Annotated in this window: 21 protein-coding genes; 16 read left to right on the forward strand and 5 right to left on the reverse strand. The window is 65.8% G+C overall.

Going from position 1 to position 17,352, the window contains the following annotated elements; genetic code table 11:
* The first annotated feature begins 12 nt into the window (after window positions 1-12).
* Genes F595_RS0105160 through F595_RS0105180 form a run of 5 tightly spaced genes read left to right on the forward strand, consistent with a single transcriptional unit; the run spans window position 13 to window position 4,231 of the window.
* Window positions 13-843, forward strand: coding sequence for a MinD/ParA family protein (locus F595_RS0105160; protein WP_022955806.1), 831 nt, complete (start codon window positions 13-15; stop codon window positions 841-843).
* Window positions 837-1,574, forward strand: coding sequence for an RNA polymerase sigma factor FliA (locus tag F595_RS0105165; RefSeq protein ID WP_026913255.1), 738 nt, complete (start codon window positions 837-839; stop codon window positions 1,572-1,574). The genes F595_RS0105160 and F595_RS0105165 overlap by 7 nt, the downstream gene beginning before the upstream one ends.
* A gap of 23 nt (window positions 1,575-1,597) precedes the next feature.
* On the forward strand, window positions 1,598-2,377 hold the full coding sequence (locus F595_RS12875; RefSeq protein WP_022955808.1) for a flagellar motor protein: 780 nt from the start codon (window positions 1,598-1,600) through the stop codon (window positions 2,375-2,377).
* Between the two features lie 2 nt (window positions 2,378-2,379).
* A complete protein-coding gene (motD, locus tag F595_RS12880; protein ID WP_022955809.1) occupies window positions 2,380-3,267 on the forward strand; it encodes a flagellar motor protein MotD in 888 nt (295 codons plus the stop codon).
* The gene (locus F595_RS0105180) at window positions 3,218-4,231 is read left to right on the forward strand and encodes a hypothetical protein (protein ID WP_156873803.1); all 1,014 of its coding nucleotides are present in this window, start codon (window positions 3,218-3,220) and stop codon (window positions 4,229-4,231) included. Before motD ends, F595_RS0105180 begins: the two co-directional genes overlap by 50 nt.
* Here F595_RS0105180 and F595_RS0105185 read toward each other — a convergent pair.
* From F595_RS0105185 to flgA, 5 genes are all read right to left on the reverse strand, one after another.
* Window positions 4,183-4,500 carry an EscU/YscU/HrcU family type III secretion system export apparatus switch protein gene (locus F595_RS0105185; protein WP_022955811.1) on the reverse strand — a complete coding sequence of 106 codons (318 nt, stop codon included), beginning with the start codon at window positions 4,498-4,500 and terminating at the stop codon, window positions 4,183-4,185. The two genes, F595_RS0105180 and F595_RS0105185, sit on opposite strands and share 49 nt — an antisense overlap.
* Window positions 4,497-6,080 carry a flagellar hook-length control protein FliK gene (locus F595_RS0105190; RefSeq protein ID WP_022955812.1) on the reverse strand — a complete coding sequence of 528 codons (1,584 nt, stop codon included), beginning with the start codon at window positions 6,078-6,080 and terminating at the stop codon, window positions 4,497-4,499. Before F595_RS0105190 ends, F595_RS0105185 begins: the two co-directional genes overlap by 4 nt.
* A 14-nt stretch (window positions 6,081-6,094) precedes the next feature.
* Window positions 6,095-6,565, reverse strand: a complete 471-nt coding sequence (flgN, locus tag F595_RS0105195; protein ID WP_022955813.1) for a flagellar export chaperone FlgN — start codon at window positions 6,563-6,565, stop codon at window positions 6,095-6,097.
* Between the two features lie 13 nt (window positions 6,566-6,578).
* A complete protein-coding gene (gene flgM, locus F595_RS12885) occupies window positions 6,579-6,878 on the reverse strand; it encodes a flagellar biosynthesis anti-sigma factor FlgM (protein WP_022955814.1) in 300 nt (99 codons plus the stop codon).
* An 80-nt stretch (window positions 6,879-6,958) separates the two neighbouring features.
* On the reverse strand, window positions 6,959-7,693 hold the full coding sequence (flgA, locus tag F595_RS14140) for a flagellar basal body P-ring formation chaperone FlgA (RefSeq protein ID WP_022955815.1): 735 nt from the start codon (window positions 7,691-7,693) through the stop codon (window positions 6,959-6,961).
* Between the two features lie 328 nt (window positions 7,694-8,021).
* On the opposite strand from flgA, the gene flgB reads away from it, so the two are divergent.
* From flgB to flgL, 11 genes are read left to right on the forward strand one after another with little or no spacing between them, the layout of a single operon-like run.
* Entirely contained in the window at window positions 8,022-8,441 is a 420-nt protein-coding gene (gene flgB / locus F595_RS0105210) for a flagellar basal body rod protein FlgB (protein WP_022955816.1), read from the forward strand.
* Complete coding sequence (flgC, locus tag F595_RS0105215; protein ID WP_022955817.1) at window positions 8,438-8,839, forward strand: flagellar basal body rod protein FlgC; 402 nt, start codon at window positions 8,438-8,440, stop codon at window positions 8,837-8,839. The genes flgB and flgC overlap by 4 nt, the downstream gene beginning before the upstream one ends.
* 13 nt (window positions 8,840-8,852) lie before the next feature.
* Window positions 8,853-9,527 (forward strand): flagellar hook assembly protein FlgD, encoded by a 675-nt coding sequence (locus F595_RS12895; RefSeq protein ID WP_022955818.1) that lies wholly within the window; start codon window positions 8,853-8,855, stop codon window positions 9,525-9,527.
* Window positions 9,528-9,562: 35 nt separating this feature from the next.
* Window positions 9,563-10,789, forward strand: a complete 1,227-nt coding sequence (gene flgE / locus F595_RS0105225; protein ID WP_022955819.1) for a flagellar hook protein FlgE — start codon at window positions 9,563-9,565, stop codon at window positions 10,787-10,789.
* A 28-nt stretch (window positions 10,790-10,817) separates the two neighbouring features.
* Window positions 10,818-11,558: a flagellar basal body rod protein FlgF gene (locus tag F595_RS0105230; RefSeq protein ID WP_022955820.1), complete on the forward strand. Its 741-nt coding sequence runs from the start codon at window positions 10,818-10,820 to the stop codon at window positions 11,556-11,558.
* A gap of 15 nt (window positions 11,559-11,573) precedes the next feature.
* The gene (flgG, locus tag F595_RS0105235) at window positions 11,574-12,359 is read left to right on the forward strand and encodes a flagellar basal-body rod protein FlgG (RefSeq protein WP_022955821.1); all 786 of its coding nucleotides are present in this window, start codon (window positions 11,574-11,576) and stop codon (window positions 12,357-12,359) included.
* Between the two features lie 15 nt (window positions 12,360-12,374).
* Window positions 12,375-13,070, forward strand: a complete 696-nt coding sequence (gene flgH, locus F595_RS0105240; protein ID WP_022955822.1) for a flagellar basal body L-ring protein FlgH — start codon at window positions 12,375-12,377, stop codon at window positions 13,068-13,070.
* 11 nt (window positions 13,071-13,081) lie between these two features.
* Window positions 13,082-14,194: a flagellar basal body P-ring protein FlgI gene (locus F595_RS0105245; RefSeq protein ID WP_022955823.1), complete on the forward strand. Its 1,113-nt coding sequence runs from the start codon at window positions 13,082-13,084 to the stop codon at window positions 14,192-14,194.
* Window position 14,195: 1 nt separating this feature from the next.
* Window positions 14,196-14,570, forward strand: coding sequence for a rod-binding protein (locus F595_RS12900; RefSeq protein WP_051144640.1), 375 nt, complete (start codon window positions 14,196-14,198; stop codon window positions 14,568-14,570).
* A 46-nt stretch (window positions 14,571-14,616) separates the two neighbouring features.
* The gene (gene flgK / locus F595_RS0105255) at window positions 14,617-16,233 is read left to right on the forward strand and encodes a flagellar hook-associated protein FlgK (RefSeq protein ID WP_022955824.1); all 1,617 of its coding nucleotides are present in this window, start codon (window positions 14,617-14,619) and stop codon (window positions 16,231-16,233) included.
* A 12-nt stretch (window positions 16,234-16,245) separates the two neighbouring features.
* The gene (flgL, locus tag F595_RS0105260; RefSeq protein WP_022955825.1) at window positions 16,246-17,328 is read left to right on the forward strand and encodes a flagellar hook-associated protein FlgL; all 1,083 of its coding nucleotides are present in this window, start codon (window positions 16,246-16,248) and stop codon (window positions 17,326-17,328) included.
* Window positions 17,329-17,352 lie beyond the last annotated feature (24 nt).

Below are 17,352 nucleotides of genomic sequence, written 5' to 3' on the forward strand. Positions count from 1 at the left end.
GGAGTAGACAACATGCATCCGGTTCAAGTGATTGCCGTCACCAGCGGCAAGGGCGGGGTAGGCAAGACCAATGTCTCGGTCAACCTGGCCTGCCAGCTCGCCAAGCAGGGCAAGCGTGTGCTGCTCATGGACGCCGACCTTGGCCTGGCCAACGTCGACATCCTGCTCGGGCTGCGTCCCCTGCGCAACCTGTCCCATGTGCTGGCCGGCGAGTGTTCGCTGCGCGATGTGCTGGTGACCGGCCCGTTCGGCGTCCAGGTGATTCCGGCCGCGTCCGGCATCAAGCAGATGGCGGAACTGACACCCACCCAGCATGCCCAGCTGGTGCAGGCCTTCGGCAGCCTGGAGGACGATTTCGACGTGCTGGTGGTGGATACCGCCGCCGGCATCTCCGACAGCGTGGTGACCTTCTCGCGCGCCAGCCAGCACGTGCTGGTGGTGGTCACCGAGGAGCCGACCTCGCTGGCCGATGCCTACGGCCTGATCAAGGTGCTCAACCGCGATGCCGGCATCAGTCGCTTCAAGGTGGTCTGCAACATGGTCAGCAGCGACCTGCAGGCACGACGCATCTTCGAGCGCCTGTGCGCGGTCGCCGAGCGCTTCCTCGACGTGCAGCTGACCTTCGTCGGCGCCATCCCGCGTGACGAGTTCCTGCTGAAAGCCGTGGCCCGTCAGCGCACGGTCAGCGAGATGTTCCCCGCCACCGAGTCGGTGCAGGCCTTCAAGCGTCTGGCGGACCAGGTGTCGGCATGGCCGATTCCCGGTGAACCGCGCGGCCACATCGAATTCTTCTTTGAACGGTTGTTACCGGTCGCGACCCGCGAAGCGAGCATGGCATGGTAAGCGCACACGCAGCCTACAGACAGATGCAACGGGGCAGCCGCGACGAGCTGGTCATGCAGCACGCCGGGCTGGTCAAGAAGCAGGCGCTCTATCTCAAGGGACGTCTGCCACCAAGCCAGGATGTCGATGACCTGATCCAGGCCGGCATGATCGGCCTGCTTGAGGCGGCCAGCCATTTCGAGGCCGACAAGGGTGCCAGTTTCGAGACCTGGGCCACCATCCGCATTCGTGGCGCCATGATGGATCAGCTGCGTCGTGGCGGCTGGGCCCCGCGCTCGGTGGCCAAGACCAGCCGCGAGATCGGCGAGGCCAGGCAGAAGGTCGAGCAGCGCATCGGTCGCGCCGCCACCGCCGCCGAGGTGGCGCGCGAGCTCGCGATCGACCTGCAGACCTACCATGCCTGGCTGCAGGACGGCGAGGGCCTGTACCTGGCCAGTCTCGATCAGCTGGTCGAGGAGCATCCGGAGCTGCCGGTACTGGCTGACGGTGCCAGCGGTTCGCCGCTGCAGGAACTGATGAGTGACGGCTTCGAGCAGTCGCTGGCGGCCGAGATCTCGGCACTGCCGGAGCGCGAGCGCCTGGTCATGGCCCTGTACTACGAGCAGGGACTGAACATGAAGGAAATCGGCCGCGTCCTCGACGTGACCGAATCACGGGTCTGCCAGCTGCACGCCCAGGCCGTCAGCCGCCTGCGCAAGTCGCTGGGTGACTGGTCTGCTGAAGCCGTCTGAATGAGCCGGGGAGACGTGTCACCATGGATTTGATGACCATACTGGGCTTCGTGCTCGCCCTGGTAGCCCTCATCCTGGGCAGCATCCTCAAGGGTGCCGGCCTCAAGGGTCTGATCGGTGGCGCCGCCTTCGTGATCGTGATCGTCGGCACCCTGGGGTCGGTGTTCGCACAAACGCCGAAACCCATCTTCATGCGTGCCATGAAGATGGGCAAATGGCTGTTCAAGCCGCCGGTCATCGATCCGGCTGCACAGATCGCCAATGTCGTCGAGTGGAGCCGGGTAGCACGCAAGGACGGTCTCATGGGCCTGGAGTCGCGCATCGACGACGTCAGCGATGACTTCATCAAGAAGGGGCTGCAGTTGCTGGTGGACGGCGGCGAGCCGGAAAACATCCGCCACATTCTCGAGGTCGAGGTGGATACCGCCGAGGAATACGATACGGCAGCGGCCAAGGTCTACGAAGCCATGGGCATTTACGCGCCCACGCTGGGCATCGTGGGTGCCGTGCTCGGCCTGATGGCGGTGATGGCCAATCTCGCCGACCCCAGCAAGCTCGGCCCCGGCATCGCGGCGGCCTTTACCGCGACCATCTACGGCATTGCCTCGGCCAACCTGTTCTTTCTGCCCTATGCCAACAAGCTCAAGCACCATGTCAAGCAGCAGGCCAAGCTGCGCAACATGATGATCGAGGGCCTGGTGCTGATCGCCCAGGGTGACAACCCGCGCAACATCGAGACCCGTCTGCAGGGCTATTTCGTGGTCGAGCCCAAGAAGGGCGACGACAAGGCCAAGAAGGGCTGACCATGTCGCGCAAGCACAAGCATGAAGACCACGTGAACCACGAAGCCTGGGCGATTCCCTATGGCGACCTGGTGACCCTGCTGCTGGCGCTGTTCGTGGTCATGTACGCGATTTCGTCCGTCAACGAAGGCAAGTACCGTGCGGTGTCGGCGTCGCTGTCGGCGGCCTTCAACGGGGTGCCGCGCACGCCGATTCCGGTGCAGATCGGCGAAGTGCCGGTGCAGTCGCAGGGGGCCAGCCCCGACGTCGCCATCATGCCGCCGCCAACCCCGCCGGAGTCCGAGGCCCTGAACACGCCTGATGACGCCCAGGGCACGGGGAATGTCGCCCTTGAGCAGATTTCCGATCAGCTCAGCGAAGCGCTGCGCGACCTCATCGAGGCCGATGTCATCGTGGTCCGTGACACGCCCTATGCGCTCGAGATCGAGATCCAGACCGACCTGCTGTTTCCCAGCGGCACCGCCGATCTCAGCAGCCAGGCTCGTGCCATCCTCGGTCGTCTCGGCAATGAACTGAAGCAGTTCGCCAATCCGGTCAAGGTCGAGGGGCATACCGACAACCTGCCCATACGAACGGCCGAATTTCCCTCCAACTGGGAGCTGTCCTCGGCGCGAGCGGCAACCGTCGTGCATCTGCTCATGCAGGCGGGTGTCGCCCCCAGACGCATGACCGTGGTAGGTTTGGCGGAGTATCACCCGAAGGCAGACAATGCCACGGAAGCCGGCCGCAACCGCAATCGCCGCGTGCAGCTGATCATTCCCGGCAAGCGTGCTGACGGTCCGGCTCCGGTGCGCCAGTCCGTGCCTGCCGATGACTTGAAATCCACCCAGGGAATCCGTCATGACGACCCCAACGCCAGCCAGCCAGCCCCTGTTTCCCGGTCTCGCTGATTTTCTTCACCGCATGGGCGAGCAGATCGGTGCCGACACCCCGCTGGGCATCGCCCTGATGGATCCGCGTTCAGCCACCTGGCTGGTATTCCTGATCGCCGCCGGCAGTCTGCTCTGGCTGCTGCATCTGGCCGTGCAGCGCAGCCGCCTGCGCCGCGAAAGCCAGCATTTGCAGGCCCTGATGCAGGCAGCGCGAAGCCAGAATGGCGCCGTGGATGACGGCAGTGACCGTACCCACCGCGAGGCGCTGTCAGCACTCTATGACATGACCCCGGCAGCGGCATCGCCCGGGCTGGCAGCCGTCGAGCCTGAGCCGGCGCCACCGGCGCGTGGCCTGGCCAGCACCGACAGCAACCGTCTCGAGCCGGTGCTGCGACAGGAGGCGAGCCCGACGCTGCCGGCGTCATCGGTCACCGAACTGTTCCGAAGCGCGCCGCAGCCGGCCGTCGTGCCGCCGCAGTCGCCAGCGGCGGAGCCCGATGTTTCCCTGACGATGGCGAGCGCCATCCGCGATGTCACGACAGGAGCCCAGACCATGGCCCGCAATGATCAGGACGACCAGCACCGCGAGTCTGCCAGCGTACGTCTGCTGACCGCCGCCGTGGACCGTCTGCTGCAGCGCGTCGAGTCGCAGCAGGCACAGATCCATGAGCTGGTCAGCGAACTCAAGTCGCAATCGTCTGCCGTGGTGCTGCAGGGCGAGCGTCTGATGGCGCTGGAAGCCCATGTCACCGGCCTGGTTGCCGCCGAGCCGGAACCGGAGGTGGTGGAGCAGCCGCTGGAGGAGGCCATCAGTTCGGCGGCCCAGGGCCTGAGCACCGAAGAGCTGGTCAGCCGCTTCGGACTCAGCGAGGCCGAGGCCCGTCTCATCCATCTCGTGCACGGGGCGGACGCGTCGGCCGCCGGGCGTTCACGTCAGCTCGCTGGCGGATCGCTGACCGGTACCGACGCCTCGCGCGGGTGACCTGGCGGCGTCATGCCACGCAGGCGATAGGTGAAGGCCAGCACCTCGGCCACCGCCACGAACAGCTCGATGGGGATCTCCCGGTCGAGCTTCACCTGAGTCAGCAGCTGCGTCAGCTGCGCATCACGATGAATCGGAATGTTGTGCTGATGCGCCAGCTGCAGCATGGCGTCCGTCAGCTCGCCCTCCACCTTGGCGGTGACCCGGGGTGCCGCCATGCCGTCATAGGTCAGGGCAACCGCCTGTCGCGAGTTCTGCCAGGGATTCATGCCGTGGTCTCCAGCACATGGTGGGGCGGATCGGGCAGGGCGTCCGGATGCGGCAGCCCCTGATGACAGGTCAGCTGTGCCGGCACCACGCCCTTGTCGCGCAAGGCGCCCAGCAAGTCACCGAGGTGGTCGTGGATCTGCTGCTGCGTCGCCGCCGAACCGGTGTGGAAGTGTATCCACAGCTGTTCTCCCTGCATGCCGAGTCGAATCATCAACGGGCCTTGCGTGGCCATGTCCACTGACAGCGTCAGCTGCCAGCCGGGCGCCTGTTCCTGCTGATCGGGGCGTGGCGCGTCGCGCTGGATCTGGCACTGCCAGAGATCGATCTGCTGGCCATGGCGCAGCGGCAGCTCGAAAAGCCACTGCGGCTGGGTGCTGTCCTGCTGCTGCAGATGCATCAGCTGATGTGACTCGATGCGGGCGAGTACCGGCTCGGCTTCGGCGGCGAGCTGCATGAGCAGATTCTGCAGGCCGGCCTCGTCGGCGGGCGGTGCCAGCGTCGGCGTGGACAGCGGATGCAGCTGGCCGGCAGGAGCGCTGCGCTGACCGTGTGCATCCACCGGCAAGGTGGGAGCAATCTCGGCCAGGGCGGCAAGCGCCTGCTTGAGATCATGCGGCACATGGCCCGTGCCCGGGGTGTCACGGTCAGGCGCGAGCAGGCCGCTGCGTTGCAGGCTGCCGAGCACGCCGGCACTGGTCTGCATCTGGCTGCTGGTGGGCAGGCTGTTGAGCAGCTGACGCGCCGCCTGCAGCAGGGGCGAGGCCGTGTGCCGGCTGTCCTGCAGGGCCGGTGTCAGGGCTTGCAGCAGAGCCACCAGCCGGGTCGGATCCTGCTGTCGCGGCAGCAGGCTTTGCAGCTGCACACGCGCCTGGCTGGCGATGTCGGTCAGGCCGCGATTGACGGGCGCGGGCATGGCGGTGCCGGCAGCTGGTACTGCGGATGCAGGCCGCGCTTCGCTGCCGGGCAACGCAGCGCGAACTGCACGCGCTTCGGCCGGGGCCGATGCCAGCACCTGCGCTGCATGGGCGCCTGCGCGCGGCTCGCTGGCGCTTGCCGGCACCCGTCCGGACAGCTCCTGATACAGGCGGGTGGCAGGGGCCTGAGCACTGGCAGGCGCAGGCATGCTGGCTGTGGAGTTGCCACCTGCCGCGTTGCCAGCCGCAGTGGCCGGGGTGGCGCGCGCTGCCGTCTGGGACAGTGCCGGGTTTTGCAGTGCGCTCGTGGCCTGAGCCAGGTTCAGGGCTGCACTTGCCAGCAGCTGGCCGCGTGCCGACAGCTGGGTCAGCACGGCAGGGGTGTCGGCAGTGTCGGGAAGAGTGGCGGCATCGGTCTGGTCGGGAACCACGCTGGCCTGACCCTGGCCGTGCAGATGCAGCCTGACCGGCTGGCCGGCGATCAGCGGCACGGTACTGCGTACCTGCAGCTGCAACTGACCGGCCACGGCCTGGTACAGGTCACCGGCTAGCGGCGTGACGATGCGCGCGTCCACCACGCGACCGAGGGTGGGCGAGCCGGTGCCGGCGATGCCCGAGCCCAGCGCCGGCGGGGGTGTCGCGGGCAGCGCCGGCAGGATGCGCATGGCGAAAGACGGGGTCAGGCCACGCCGAACGATGCGTGGCGGGGCATGTGGCGGCGGGCGCCCTGGCGACCATAGGTCATGGCCTGATCGGTGCCGCCGAGCAGCAGGTCAAGCGACTGGCGCATGACGGTTTGTTGACGCGCTAGGCGGGAGCCGATGATCTGGTTGCTGCGCTGGCAGTCAGCCAGCAGTTGCAGGGTGTCCTGCCACAGACGCAGACCGTCCTGTCCGACGCAGCGGGCCATGCCCTGATGCAGCGCCGCGCCCTGCAGAAACCCCAGGCCATTGGCCTGCAGCGCCTGTTGCAGCTGGCGATGACCGTTTTCCAGTTCGCGCATGACCACGAGCTTGCGGTCCTGCAGGCTCCAGTCACCGGGTGTCGGCAGCCGCGACAGATGCTGCAGTTCTTCCTGCAGCACGGCCGCGAACTCGCGGGCATGCTCATGCAGGCTGGTCAGGGTGTTGCGCAGCAGGGTGGCCGTCATGACGGTGCTCCGTTCAGCGCCCCGATTCCATGTCCATGAAGGCTCGCGCTATCGCATCAGGGTTCATCTGGAACTCGCCTTTGGCGAGTGCCTCCTTGATGCGTGCCACCTTGGCTTCATCGATCTCGGGGGCGGCACGAGCGATGTCGGTGGCGCGGGCCAGCAGCGAGCTGCTGGCGGCCGCAGACGAGCGGTCCGTGCTGGCGGTCGGGGCCGACGAGCTTTCCGGCGGGCGGGCTACCGCCGTGGCGCGTGCCATGTCGGCACGACGCAGCGGTACCGGCGAGCCGGTGTTGTCGAGTTTGCTGACCATGACGGTCTCCCTGGGAGTGGTGCTTCAGTCACAGTATCGACGGCAATCCGGCAAACTTGAGGCCTGGCCTCGCGTTTTTTTCAGAACGCCATCGACACCGAGCCATCGGCTTCCACCTCACCTTCCAGCACTTTTTGCGACGACAGGTTGCGCACCTTGATGCGCTCACCCAGACCCCCGTCGCTGAGGGCTTCTCCGGCCATGCTGATGGACAGCGCGGCATTGTTCACGCGCAGCAGCACCTGCTGTCCGCGCCTGACCAGGGTTTCCGGTTTCACCAGAGCGCGGGTCAGGATGCTGCCACTGGCAATCAGCAGGCGGCTTTCCAGACCTTTCAGTGCGTCAGGCGGGACATGGCCCTGGCTCAGGGTGGCGACATCACGCCAGCTCACCTCGAACAGTTCCGGTCGCAGTGCCGTGCCGGCGGCGATGGCCTGCCGCGCGACCAGTGCGCGTGCCTGGGCGTTGATGCGCACCGGCAGCAGCAGACGCCAGGGCGAGGGGGCGCTGCAGGCGGCCATCACGGTGGTGCGTGCGCCGATGCGCTGACCGGCCGGCAGTGTCAGTTCCGGCGTGCTGGCGCAGGCGGGCAGACGCAGGCGGGCATCCAGCGGCTCGGCCGTGATGGACACCTGGTAGTCCGTTCCCTGCCAGGGGTGGCGAGTCTGCAGCCAGTCTTCGGTCTGCGCGCGCAGCAGTGCGGCCGACTGGGTGGCGCCGGGTGAGGCAAGAAGCGTCGACGCAGCGGCAGCCTGGGCCACGGTGGCCAGTGCCAGCCAGAACAGCAGGCTGATCGCCACCAGGCCGAGGCTCACGGACTCAGGCCCGTGACCGACCCGGAATCGGGACGGCCTGGCGGGGCAGTGCGGTGAACTGGCTGGCAGCATGGTGGCGGCAATCCGTCATGAACCTTTCGGCATGAACCATGCAATGCAGAAACCATGCCAATGGAATGTGACGGAAAACCGTCGGTGATCCGTCACGCATCCCTTCAAGGCGGCGTCAAGAAACCCGTCATCTCCGCGACGGTATCCTTCAAGTCATTGATATGACAGCTGAAAAATAGTTGGCACATGGATTGCTTAAGTCTTGTGCAATCAGATTATCGGCAGCGTGCCGGGAAACTTTAGGGGGTCAGCAACAATGGCCATCAATTTCGACAAGGCCTTGGGCATCCACGAGCAGGCACTGATGGTGCGTGCTCAGCGCAATGAAATCATTGCCACCAATCTCGCCAATGCCGACACCCCGAACTACAAGGCACGCGACATTGATTTCCGCGCGGTGCTGGCGGCTGCCGGCACCGGCAATGCGGGTGGCCAGCTGGCCATGCAGCGCACCAGCAGCGGCCATATTGATGTCAATGGCCAGTCCGGCCTGTCGCCGCTGGGCGCGCAGCTGCAGTACCGCCTGCCCAGCCAGCCGCGCCAGGACGGCAACACCGTCGAGGCGCATGTCGAGCAGACTGCCTACGCCGAGAACGCCATGCGTTACCAGGCGTCGCTGCAGTTCCTCGGCAGCAAGTTCAGCTCCCTCAAGAACGTCATCAGCGGAGGTCGTTGATCATGGCCAGCATTTTTGACATCGCCGGCTCTGCCATGAACGCGCAGATGCTGCGTCTGAACACCACGGCCAGCAACATGGCCAATGCCGACACCGTGAGCAGCACCGAGAAGGGCGCCTACCGTGCCCGCCAGACCGTGTTTTCCACGGTCATGGACAACGCTGCCGGTGGCGGCGTTGCCGTGCCGCGCATCGTCGAGAGCGAGGCGCCGGTGCCCAAGCGCTACGAGCCGGGCAACCCGATGGCGGATGCCGATGGCTATATCTATGCCTCCAACGTCAATGCCGTCGAGGAGATGGCCAACATGATTTCCGCGTCGCGCAGCTACCAGGCCAACGCCGAGGTTTTCAGCACCACCAAGTCCCTGATGCTGCGCACGCTGCAGCTGGGCCAGTAAGGAGTTCCGCCTGATGGACATCCAGAGCCTGTTGAACACGTCGAAGGCGCCCGAGGCAGCCGGCGGCACCCGCAAGAAGGACCTGTCGGAGCTGAACCAGGAAGACTTCATGACCCTGATGCTGCAGCAGCTCAAGGCCCAGGACCCGTTCAAGCCCACCGACAACACCCAGTTCATTGCCCAGATGGCGCAGCTGAGCACGGTGACCGGCATCAGTGAGATGAAGAACTCGCTGACCGACATGATCGACACCCTGCGCGGCTCGCAGATGCTGTCGGCCTCCAGCCTGGTCGGCCGCGAGGTGCTGGTCGACAGCGACAGCCTGACCATTGACGCCAGCAGCCCCGACCTGGTCGGCGAGATCAACCTCGAGAAGGGCGCCGACAGCGTCAACATCGAGATCCGCAACGCTGCCGGCGTGGTGGTCAAGCGCCTGTCGGCCGAAGACCAGATGGCCGGTCCGCTGGTGTTCGCCTGGGACGGCAAGGACGAGGGCGGTGCCCAGGTCGCTGCCGGCACCTACACGATCACCGCCACCGCCACCCGCAACGGCCAGAGCGAGGCCCTCACCACCAGCCTGCGCGCGCCGGTGACCGGGGTCAGCCTGCCGGCGGACGGCAGCGGCGCCAAGCTTCAGGTCCAGGGTCTCGGCACCCTCGGCCTCAACGACATCAAGGAAGTGGGCTGAGCCCACGCAACGGTCCCCAACGGAGAGTCATCACCATGAGCTTTCAAATCGCACTCAGTGGTCTCAATGCCGCCCGCAGCCACCTCGACGTGACGGCGCACAACATCGCCAACGTCAACACGGCCGGCTTCAAGTCGTCACGCGCCATGTTCTCTGACGTGTTCGCCACAGCCAGCAACGACCTGTCCTCGACGGCGTCGGGCTCGGGCGTGCAGGTGTCGTCGATCCAGCAGAAGTTCAGCCAGGGCAACGTCGACTTCACCAACAACAACCTCGACATGGCCATCAGCGGCGAAGGCTTCTTCGTCATGAAGGGCCGCGAAGGCACGGTCTACAGCCGCGCCGGCGCGTTCTCGGTCGATCGCGAAGGCTATGTCGTCAACGACGACCAGCAGCGCCTGCAGGTCTTCCCGGTCTCGGAAAATGGCGACTTCGCCACCGGCTCGCTCAGCGACATCCGCCTGCTGACCACGGAAAGCCCGCCCCAGGCCACCACGGATGTCGAGATCGGCATCAACCTGCCGGCCAATGCGCCGGTACCTGCCGGGGTCTTCGACGCCAACAATCCGTCAACCTACAACCATGCCACCTCGATGACGGTCTACGATTCGCTGGGCACGCCGCACACCGCGACCGTGTACTTCAGCAAGACCAGCACCGATAACGCCTGGGAGCAGCGTCTGTTCGTCGATGGCACGGAGCGCGGCACGACCCAGACCGTGACCTTCGATGCCGCCACCGGCAAGCTCGCCACGCCGGCCGCCGGCACGCTGCCACCCGTGACCATCACCGGGGCTGATCTCGGTACCGGATCCGCGGACATGGTGCTCAACTTCAATTATGGCGAGTCGACCCAGTACGGCCAGAACTTCGGCGTCAACAGCCTGTTCCAGGATGGCTACAGCACGGGCCGCATGACCGGTGTCGAAGTCGACAAGAACGGCGTGGTGTCGGCGCGCTTCACCAACGGCCAGCTCAAGCTGCTCGGCCAGGTGGCGCTGGCCATCTTCTCCAACCCCAACGGCATGCAGCAGATGGGTGAGACCTCGTGGGCCGAGACCTTCAGCTCCGGCGGTCCGCGTCTGGGTCAGGGCGGTTCCTCGAACTTCGGTCTGCTTCAGGCCGGTGCCCTGGAAGCCTCCAACGTCGACCTGACCGAGCAGCTGGTCGAGATGATCACCGCGCAGCGCAACTTCCAGGCCAACGCGCAGATGATCTCGACCTCGGACCAGATCACCCAGACCATCATCAACATGCGTTGAGCGCCACGGCGCTGACGGGGGATAGACCATGGACCACATGCTCTATATCGGCATGAACGCAGCCCGCGCCACGCAACAGGCGCAGGCGACGGCGGTGAACAACCTGGCCAATGCCAGCACCACCGGTTTCCGTTCCGATTTTCACAGTCTGCTGACCAGTGAAATCGCCGGTCCGGGTCATGCCTCCCGTTTCAATGCCACCTCGACCGAGCGCGCCAGCAACCTCGACGCCGGCCCCATCCAGCAGACCGGTCGCGACCTCGACATCGCGCTGCAGGGCAAGGGCTGGTTCGCGGTGCAGGATGCCCAGGGCGGCGAGGCCTACAGCCGTCGCGGCGACCTGCAGGTGCAGGCCGACGGTCGCGTGCTCAACGGTGCCGGCCAGCCGGTGCTGGGCGAGAACGGTCCGCTGGTGCTGCCGCCGCACAGCAGCGTCACCATCGGCCAGGACGGCACCGTGTCCGTGGTGCCGCTGGGTCAGGGCGCCAACACCCTGGCCACGGTCGACCGCCTCAAGCTGGTCGCGCTGGACGAGACCCAGGTGGCCAAGGGCGATGACGGCCTGATGCGCCAGATCGACGGCAAGCCCGGCGAACCGTCGGCGGCCGTGCAGGTCATCTCGGGGGCGCTCGAAGGCTCCAATGTCAATGCGGTCGAGGCCATGGTCGACATGATCAGCCTGTCCCGCACCTATGAAATGCAGGTCAAGCTGATGGCTACGGCAAAGGAGCTTTCCGATGCCGGCACCCGTCTGATGCGACTGGAATAAGTCAGGAGAAACACCATGAATCCGGCACTGTGGGTAGCGAAAACCGGCCTTGATGCGCAACAGACACGCATGCAGGTGGTCAGCCACAACCTCGCCAACGCCAACACCACGGGCTTCAAGAAGGACCGTGCGGTGTTCGAGGACCTGCTCTACCAGAACGTGCGTCAGGCCGGCGGCCAGACCTCGCAGCAGACCCGCATGCCCACCGGCATGCATCTGGGTACCGGTGTGCGCGTGGTCGCCACCGAGAAGATCCACTCCCAGGGCAACCTGTCGCAGACCGGCAACAGCATGGACGTCGCCATCGACGGCCGCGGCTTCTTCCAGGTGCGCATGCCCGACGGCACCCCGGCCTACACGCGTGACGGCAACTTCGAGCTCGACAACCAGGGCCAGCTGGTGACCTCCAACGGCTATGTCGTCGAGCCCGGCATCACCGTGCCCCAGGGCGCCAGCACCATCACCATCGGCAGCGATGGCACGGTTTCTGCACAGATACCGGGGCAGGCCACGCCGGCACAGATCGGCAACCTGCAACTGACGGATTTCGTCAATGCCGCCGGCCTCATGCCGCGTGGCGAGAACCTGTACGTGGAGACTGCCGCCAGTGGCTCGCCGCAGACCGGCACTCCCGGCCTGAATGGCGTCGGAACGCTGACGCAGGGGGCTCTGGAGAGCTCCAACGTGAATGTGGTGGAAGAGCTGGTGAACATGATCGAGACCCAGCGCGCCTACGAGATGAACTCCAAGGCGATCTCGAGCACGGACCAGATGCTGCAGTACCTGACCAACAATGTCTGATGACAGGATGACGCCATGAAATTGACACTGACCCCGGTGATGCGTGTTGCCAGTCTGGCAGCCGTCATGGCGTTGACGGGCTGTGCCCACAACGGCCATGTGCAGCCGGGGCAGGGTGACTGGAAGCCGGTGCAGCCGGTGGCGCCGCCCTACGCCAGCGCCACGCCTGGCGCCATCTTCCAGGCCGGTCGCGGCATGAGCCTGTTCGTCGACCACCGCGCCATGCAGGTCGGTGACATCGTCACCATCAACCTGGAAGAGCGCACCGACGCCAGCAAGCAGTCGACGACCACGACCAACAAGGAAAACGATCTTTCCGTGCCCGGCGCCACGCTGCTTGGCGGGCCGGTCACGGCCGGCGGCAAGGCCTTCTTGGAGAATGCCTTCGGCTCCGAGCAGTCGTTCAAGGGTGCCGGCTCCAGCAGCCAGAGCAACCGTCTCAGCGGCAGCATCACCGTCACCGTCGCCGAGGTGCTGCCCAACGGCACCCTGCGCGTGCAGGGCGAGAAGTGGGTGACGCTGAACCAGGGTGAGGAATTCATCCGTCTCACCGGCCTGATCCGTCCGGTCGACATCGCGCCCGACAACAGCGTGCCGTCGTGGAAGGTGGCGGATGCCCGCATCGCCTACAGCGGCAAGGGTGCGCTCAATGATGCCAATGCCATGGGCTGGTTGGGTCGTCTGTTCCAGTCCGTGCTGTCCCCGCTGTGAGGAATGCCAACATGATCATTCGCACCCTGCTGTCCAGCCTGCTCGCTGCCTGGATCCTGATGCTGTCCTCCGTCGCTCACGCCGAGCGCGTCAAGGACCTGGTCTCGGTCACCGGCGTGCGTGACAACCAGCTGGTCGGCTATGGCCTGGTGGTGGGTCTGGCCGGCACCGGTGACCAGACCAGCCAGGCGCCGTTCACCATCCAGAGCATTCGCAACATGCTGGCGCGCTTCGGCATCAAGGTGCCGGACAACGTCAATCCGCAGCTCAAGAACGTGGCCGCCGTGACCGTGCATGCCAGCCTGCCGTCATTCGCCAAGCCCGGCCAGGTGCTCGATGTCACCGTGTCGTCGATCGGCAACGCCGGCAGCCTGCGCGGCGGCAGCCTGCTGATGACGCCGCTCACCGGCGCCGACGGCCAGGTCTACGCCATGGCCCAGGGCAGCCTGCTGGTCGGCGGCCTCGGTGCGTCGGGCCAGGATGGCTCGCGCATCACCGTCAACATTCCCAGCGCCGGCCGCATTCCCAGCGGTGCCACCGTCGAGCGCGCCGCGCCCGGCCAGGTCGCCGTCAACGGCCAGATCCAGCTCAACCTGAAATCGCCGGATTTCACCACCGCGCATCGCCTGGTGGCCGAGATCAACCGCCAGTTCGGCGAGGGCGTGGCCAAGGCCCAGGACACCACCTCCGTCCTCGTGCAGGGTCCGCAGGACACCAACAGCCAGATCAGCTTCCTGTCCATGCTGGAAAACCTGGAAGTGAAGCCGGCCGAGGCGCCATCACGCGTGGTGGTCAATTCGCGCACCGGCACCATCGTCATCGGCGGCACCGTGCGCACCTTGCCGGCGGCCGTCACCCACGGCTCGCTCACGGTGACCATCAGCGAAAAGCCTGAGGTCAGCCAGCCGGAGCCGTTCTCGCAGGGCCAGACCGCCATCGTGCCGCGCTCGACCATTGCCGTCGAACAGGCCACGCCGCGCATGTTCAAGCTTGATACCGGCAACACCCTGGATGACGTGGTGCGCGCCATCAACGCGGTCGGCGCGGCGCCGTCCGACCTGGTAGCCATCCTCGAAGCCCTCAGCCAGGCCGGCGCCCTGCGCGCCGAGCTGATCGTGATCTGACATGAACATCAGCAAGCCCGTGCTCTCGCACGATGCCAACGGCCTGACGGATCTCAAGCGCGAGGCCGTCAAGGATCCGACAGCGGCGCTGAGGCCGGTAGCCAGGCAGTTCGAGTCCGTGTTCATGCAGATGATGATCAAGAGCATGCGCTCGGCTACCGAAGATGGCGGCCTGTTCAGCGACGAAGGCGGCAAGATGGCGCGTGATCTCTTCGATAACCAGATGGCTGTCAATCTTTCCGAGAAAGGTGGCATAGGAATTGCTGAAGCTTTGGTGAAGCAGCTGGCACCGTCAGCCGAAAGTCAGTCGTTGCAACTCAGCCTGCGGGCTGACGGCAACCGGACAGCGGAACGGGGCAGCAGCACCAACCAGTGAAGGCCCTCGGTGACGTCCACCGACGGCGCCGCAAGAGGGAAGTGACATGGCCGACATGATGGGCAGTGCGTTATCCGCACTCACGTCCTACCAGCGGGCTCTGGCCACCACCAGCCACAACATCGCCAACGCCAACACGGACGGCTACAGCCGCCAGAACGTGAACATGGCGGCGCGCATGGCCACCAACACGGCCATCGGTGCCATCGGCAGCGGTGTTGAAGTCACTTCCATTCGACGCGCCTACGATCAGTTCGCGGTCGATCAGCTCCGCACCAGCACCTCCGGTCTGTTTCGCGAGCAGACCTTCGCCGGTCTCGCCACCCAGGTCGAATCCGTGGTGTCCGACCCGGTCACCGGCATCAACTCCGCACTCGGCCGCTTCTTCAACGCGGCGCAGGATGTCGCCACCGATCCCTCGTCGCTGTCGGCACGTCGCGTGCTGATCGGCGAGGGCCAAGCCCTGGCCACCCGTCTCAACGACATCGACAGCCAGCTCGAAGCCATCGACCAGGATGTCGATGCGCGCATGCGCGCGTCGGTGGACGAGATCAACGAATACGCCAAGCGCATTGCCCAGCTCAACCAGGCCATTGTCGACGCCCAGGCCTCGATGACCTCGGGCTCGCCCAATGACCTCATGGATGCACGCGATCAGGCCCTGCTCGGTCTCAACGAGCTGGTCAAGGTCAGCACCGTGCCGCAGAACGACGGTGCCGTGAATGTCTTCATCGGCAGCGGTCAGTCGCTGGTGCTGTCGACCACGCCGCAGAAGCTCACCATCACGCCGAACGCCTTCAACCCGACCAAGCCCGACATTTCACTGAGCAATGGCGGCGTCATCACCAGCACGCTCAATGGCGGCTCGCTGGGCGGACTGCTGGAGTTTCGTGACGAGGTGCTGACGCCGACACGCAACCAGGTCGGCATGATCGCGCTCGCCGTGGCCACCCAGGTCAATGCCGTGCAGACCGCCGGCCGTGATCTGACCGGTGCCGCCGGCGTCGATTTCTTTTCGGTGCCGGGCCCGCAGGCCCTGCCCAGCACGCTCAATACCGGAACCGGCAGTGTCACCGCCAGCATCAGCGACCTCGGCAAGCTGCAGCCGGACAACTACCGGCTGATCGCCGATGGCGCCGGCGGCTTCAGCCTGTTCACCGAGCCCGGCGGCCAGGCCGTCAATGCCGCCGATGTCGGCCTCAGCATCAGCCTCGGTGGTGCGGCGGCAGCCGGCGACACCTTCATGATTCGTCCTGCCGGCAAGGCCGCCTCCGACATCCGCGTCAACCTGACGCAGTCGACCCAGATCGCGGCCGCCAGCGGCAGTGGCGTGTTCGGCCCGGGTGACAACAGCAACGCCTTGGCGCTGGTGGGCGTCGAGAACAGCAAGGTGCTGTTCAACGGCACCGTCAGCCTGGCCGAAGGCGTGCAGAACCTGATCAGCGAGGTGGCCAGCCAGGTGCGCAGCGCCGAGATCGCCACCACCGCGCAGAACCAGCTGGTGGAGCAGGCGATGTCCCGCCGTGATGCCGTCTCCGGCGTCAATCTCGATGAAGAGGCCGCCAACCTGATGAAGTACCAGCAGGCCTATCAGGCCGCGGCACAGATCGCCAGCACGGCCAACACCATCTTCCAGACCATCATCGACACCTTCCGTCGGTAACGGGGACTGATCATGCGCATTTCCTCGCAGCAATGGTTCCGTCAGAGCATGACCAGCATGCTCGAGCAGCAGGCCTCGGCCATGAAGACCCAGGAGCAGCTCGCCACCGGCAAGCGCTTGCTCAAGCCCTCTGACGATCCCATGGCGGCCTCGCGCATCCTCGACGTCAGCCGTGCCATCGAGAAAGTCGACCAGTTCGAACGCAACGCCGGCCAGGTGCAGGACCGCCTGCAGCTGCAGGAGACCGCGGTCGACAGCGGCATCGCCACCCTGCAGCGGGTGCGCGAGCTCATCGTGCAGGCCAACAACGGCGTCCAGAGCGACGAGACCCGCGAGATGATTGCGGTCGAGGTGGAGTCGCTGCGCAATGCCCTGACCCAGCAGGCCAACGCCCGTGATGGCGTCGGCAAGTACCTGTTCGGCGGCATCCATGATGACCAGCCACCCTACATGATGCTCGGCGAGCACGCCTTGCCGGTGCTGGAAGATGCCGGCGGCCAGCGCGTGCCCGGCGTGCTGCTGGCTGACGGCTCGCTGGCGCCCGCCATGCTCGACGTCGATGGCATGCCGATTCCGGATCCGTCGCTGGATCCGCTGGATTTCCATCCGCTGGGCAACGGCCAGCGCCAGATCCAGACCAGCGCCTCGACCCAGATGGCTGACGCCGATCCGGCCACCAGCGTCTTTCAATACGGGGCAGGGGCGTCGCGTCACGACATCCTGACCACCGTGACTGCATTGGCACAGGCCTTGCAGAAAACCAGTGTCGCTGAAGGAACAGTGCCGGTGCCCGCCGGTTCCTTGACACCCAGCCAGCGCAATGCCGCCCTCAGTGACGGCCTGGCGCAGCTGGACAGGGACATCGGGCATCTCTCGGATGTCAGAACGGGGCTAGGTGTGCGGTTGAATCAACTCGACCTGCAGGCCGATGTCCGGGCTGAAACCAGTATCCAGATGCGTTCGACCTTGTCTTCCCTGGAGGACGTCGACTACGCCGAGGCTGTCGGTCGCCTTAATCAGCAACTGACGGGGATGCAAGCCGCGCAGCAGGTGTTCGTGAAGGTGCAGGGGCTGTCGCTGTTCAACTACCTCTGAGTGTTTCGTGAGCAAGTGCAGCGT

It is taken from the genome of Perlucidibaca piscinae DSM 21586 (genome assembly GCF_000420045.1).
GTDB lineage: Bacteria > Pseudomonadota > Gammaproteobacteria > Pseudomonadales > Moraxellaceae > Perlucidibaca > Perlucidibaca piscinae.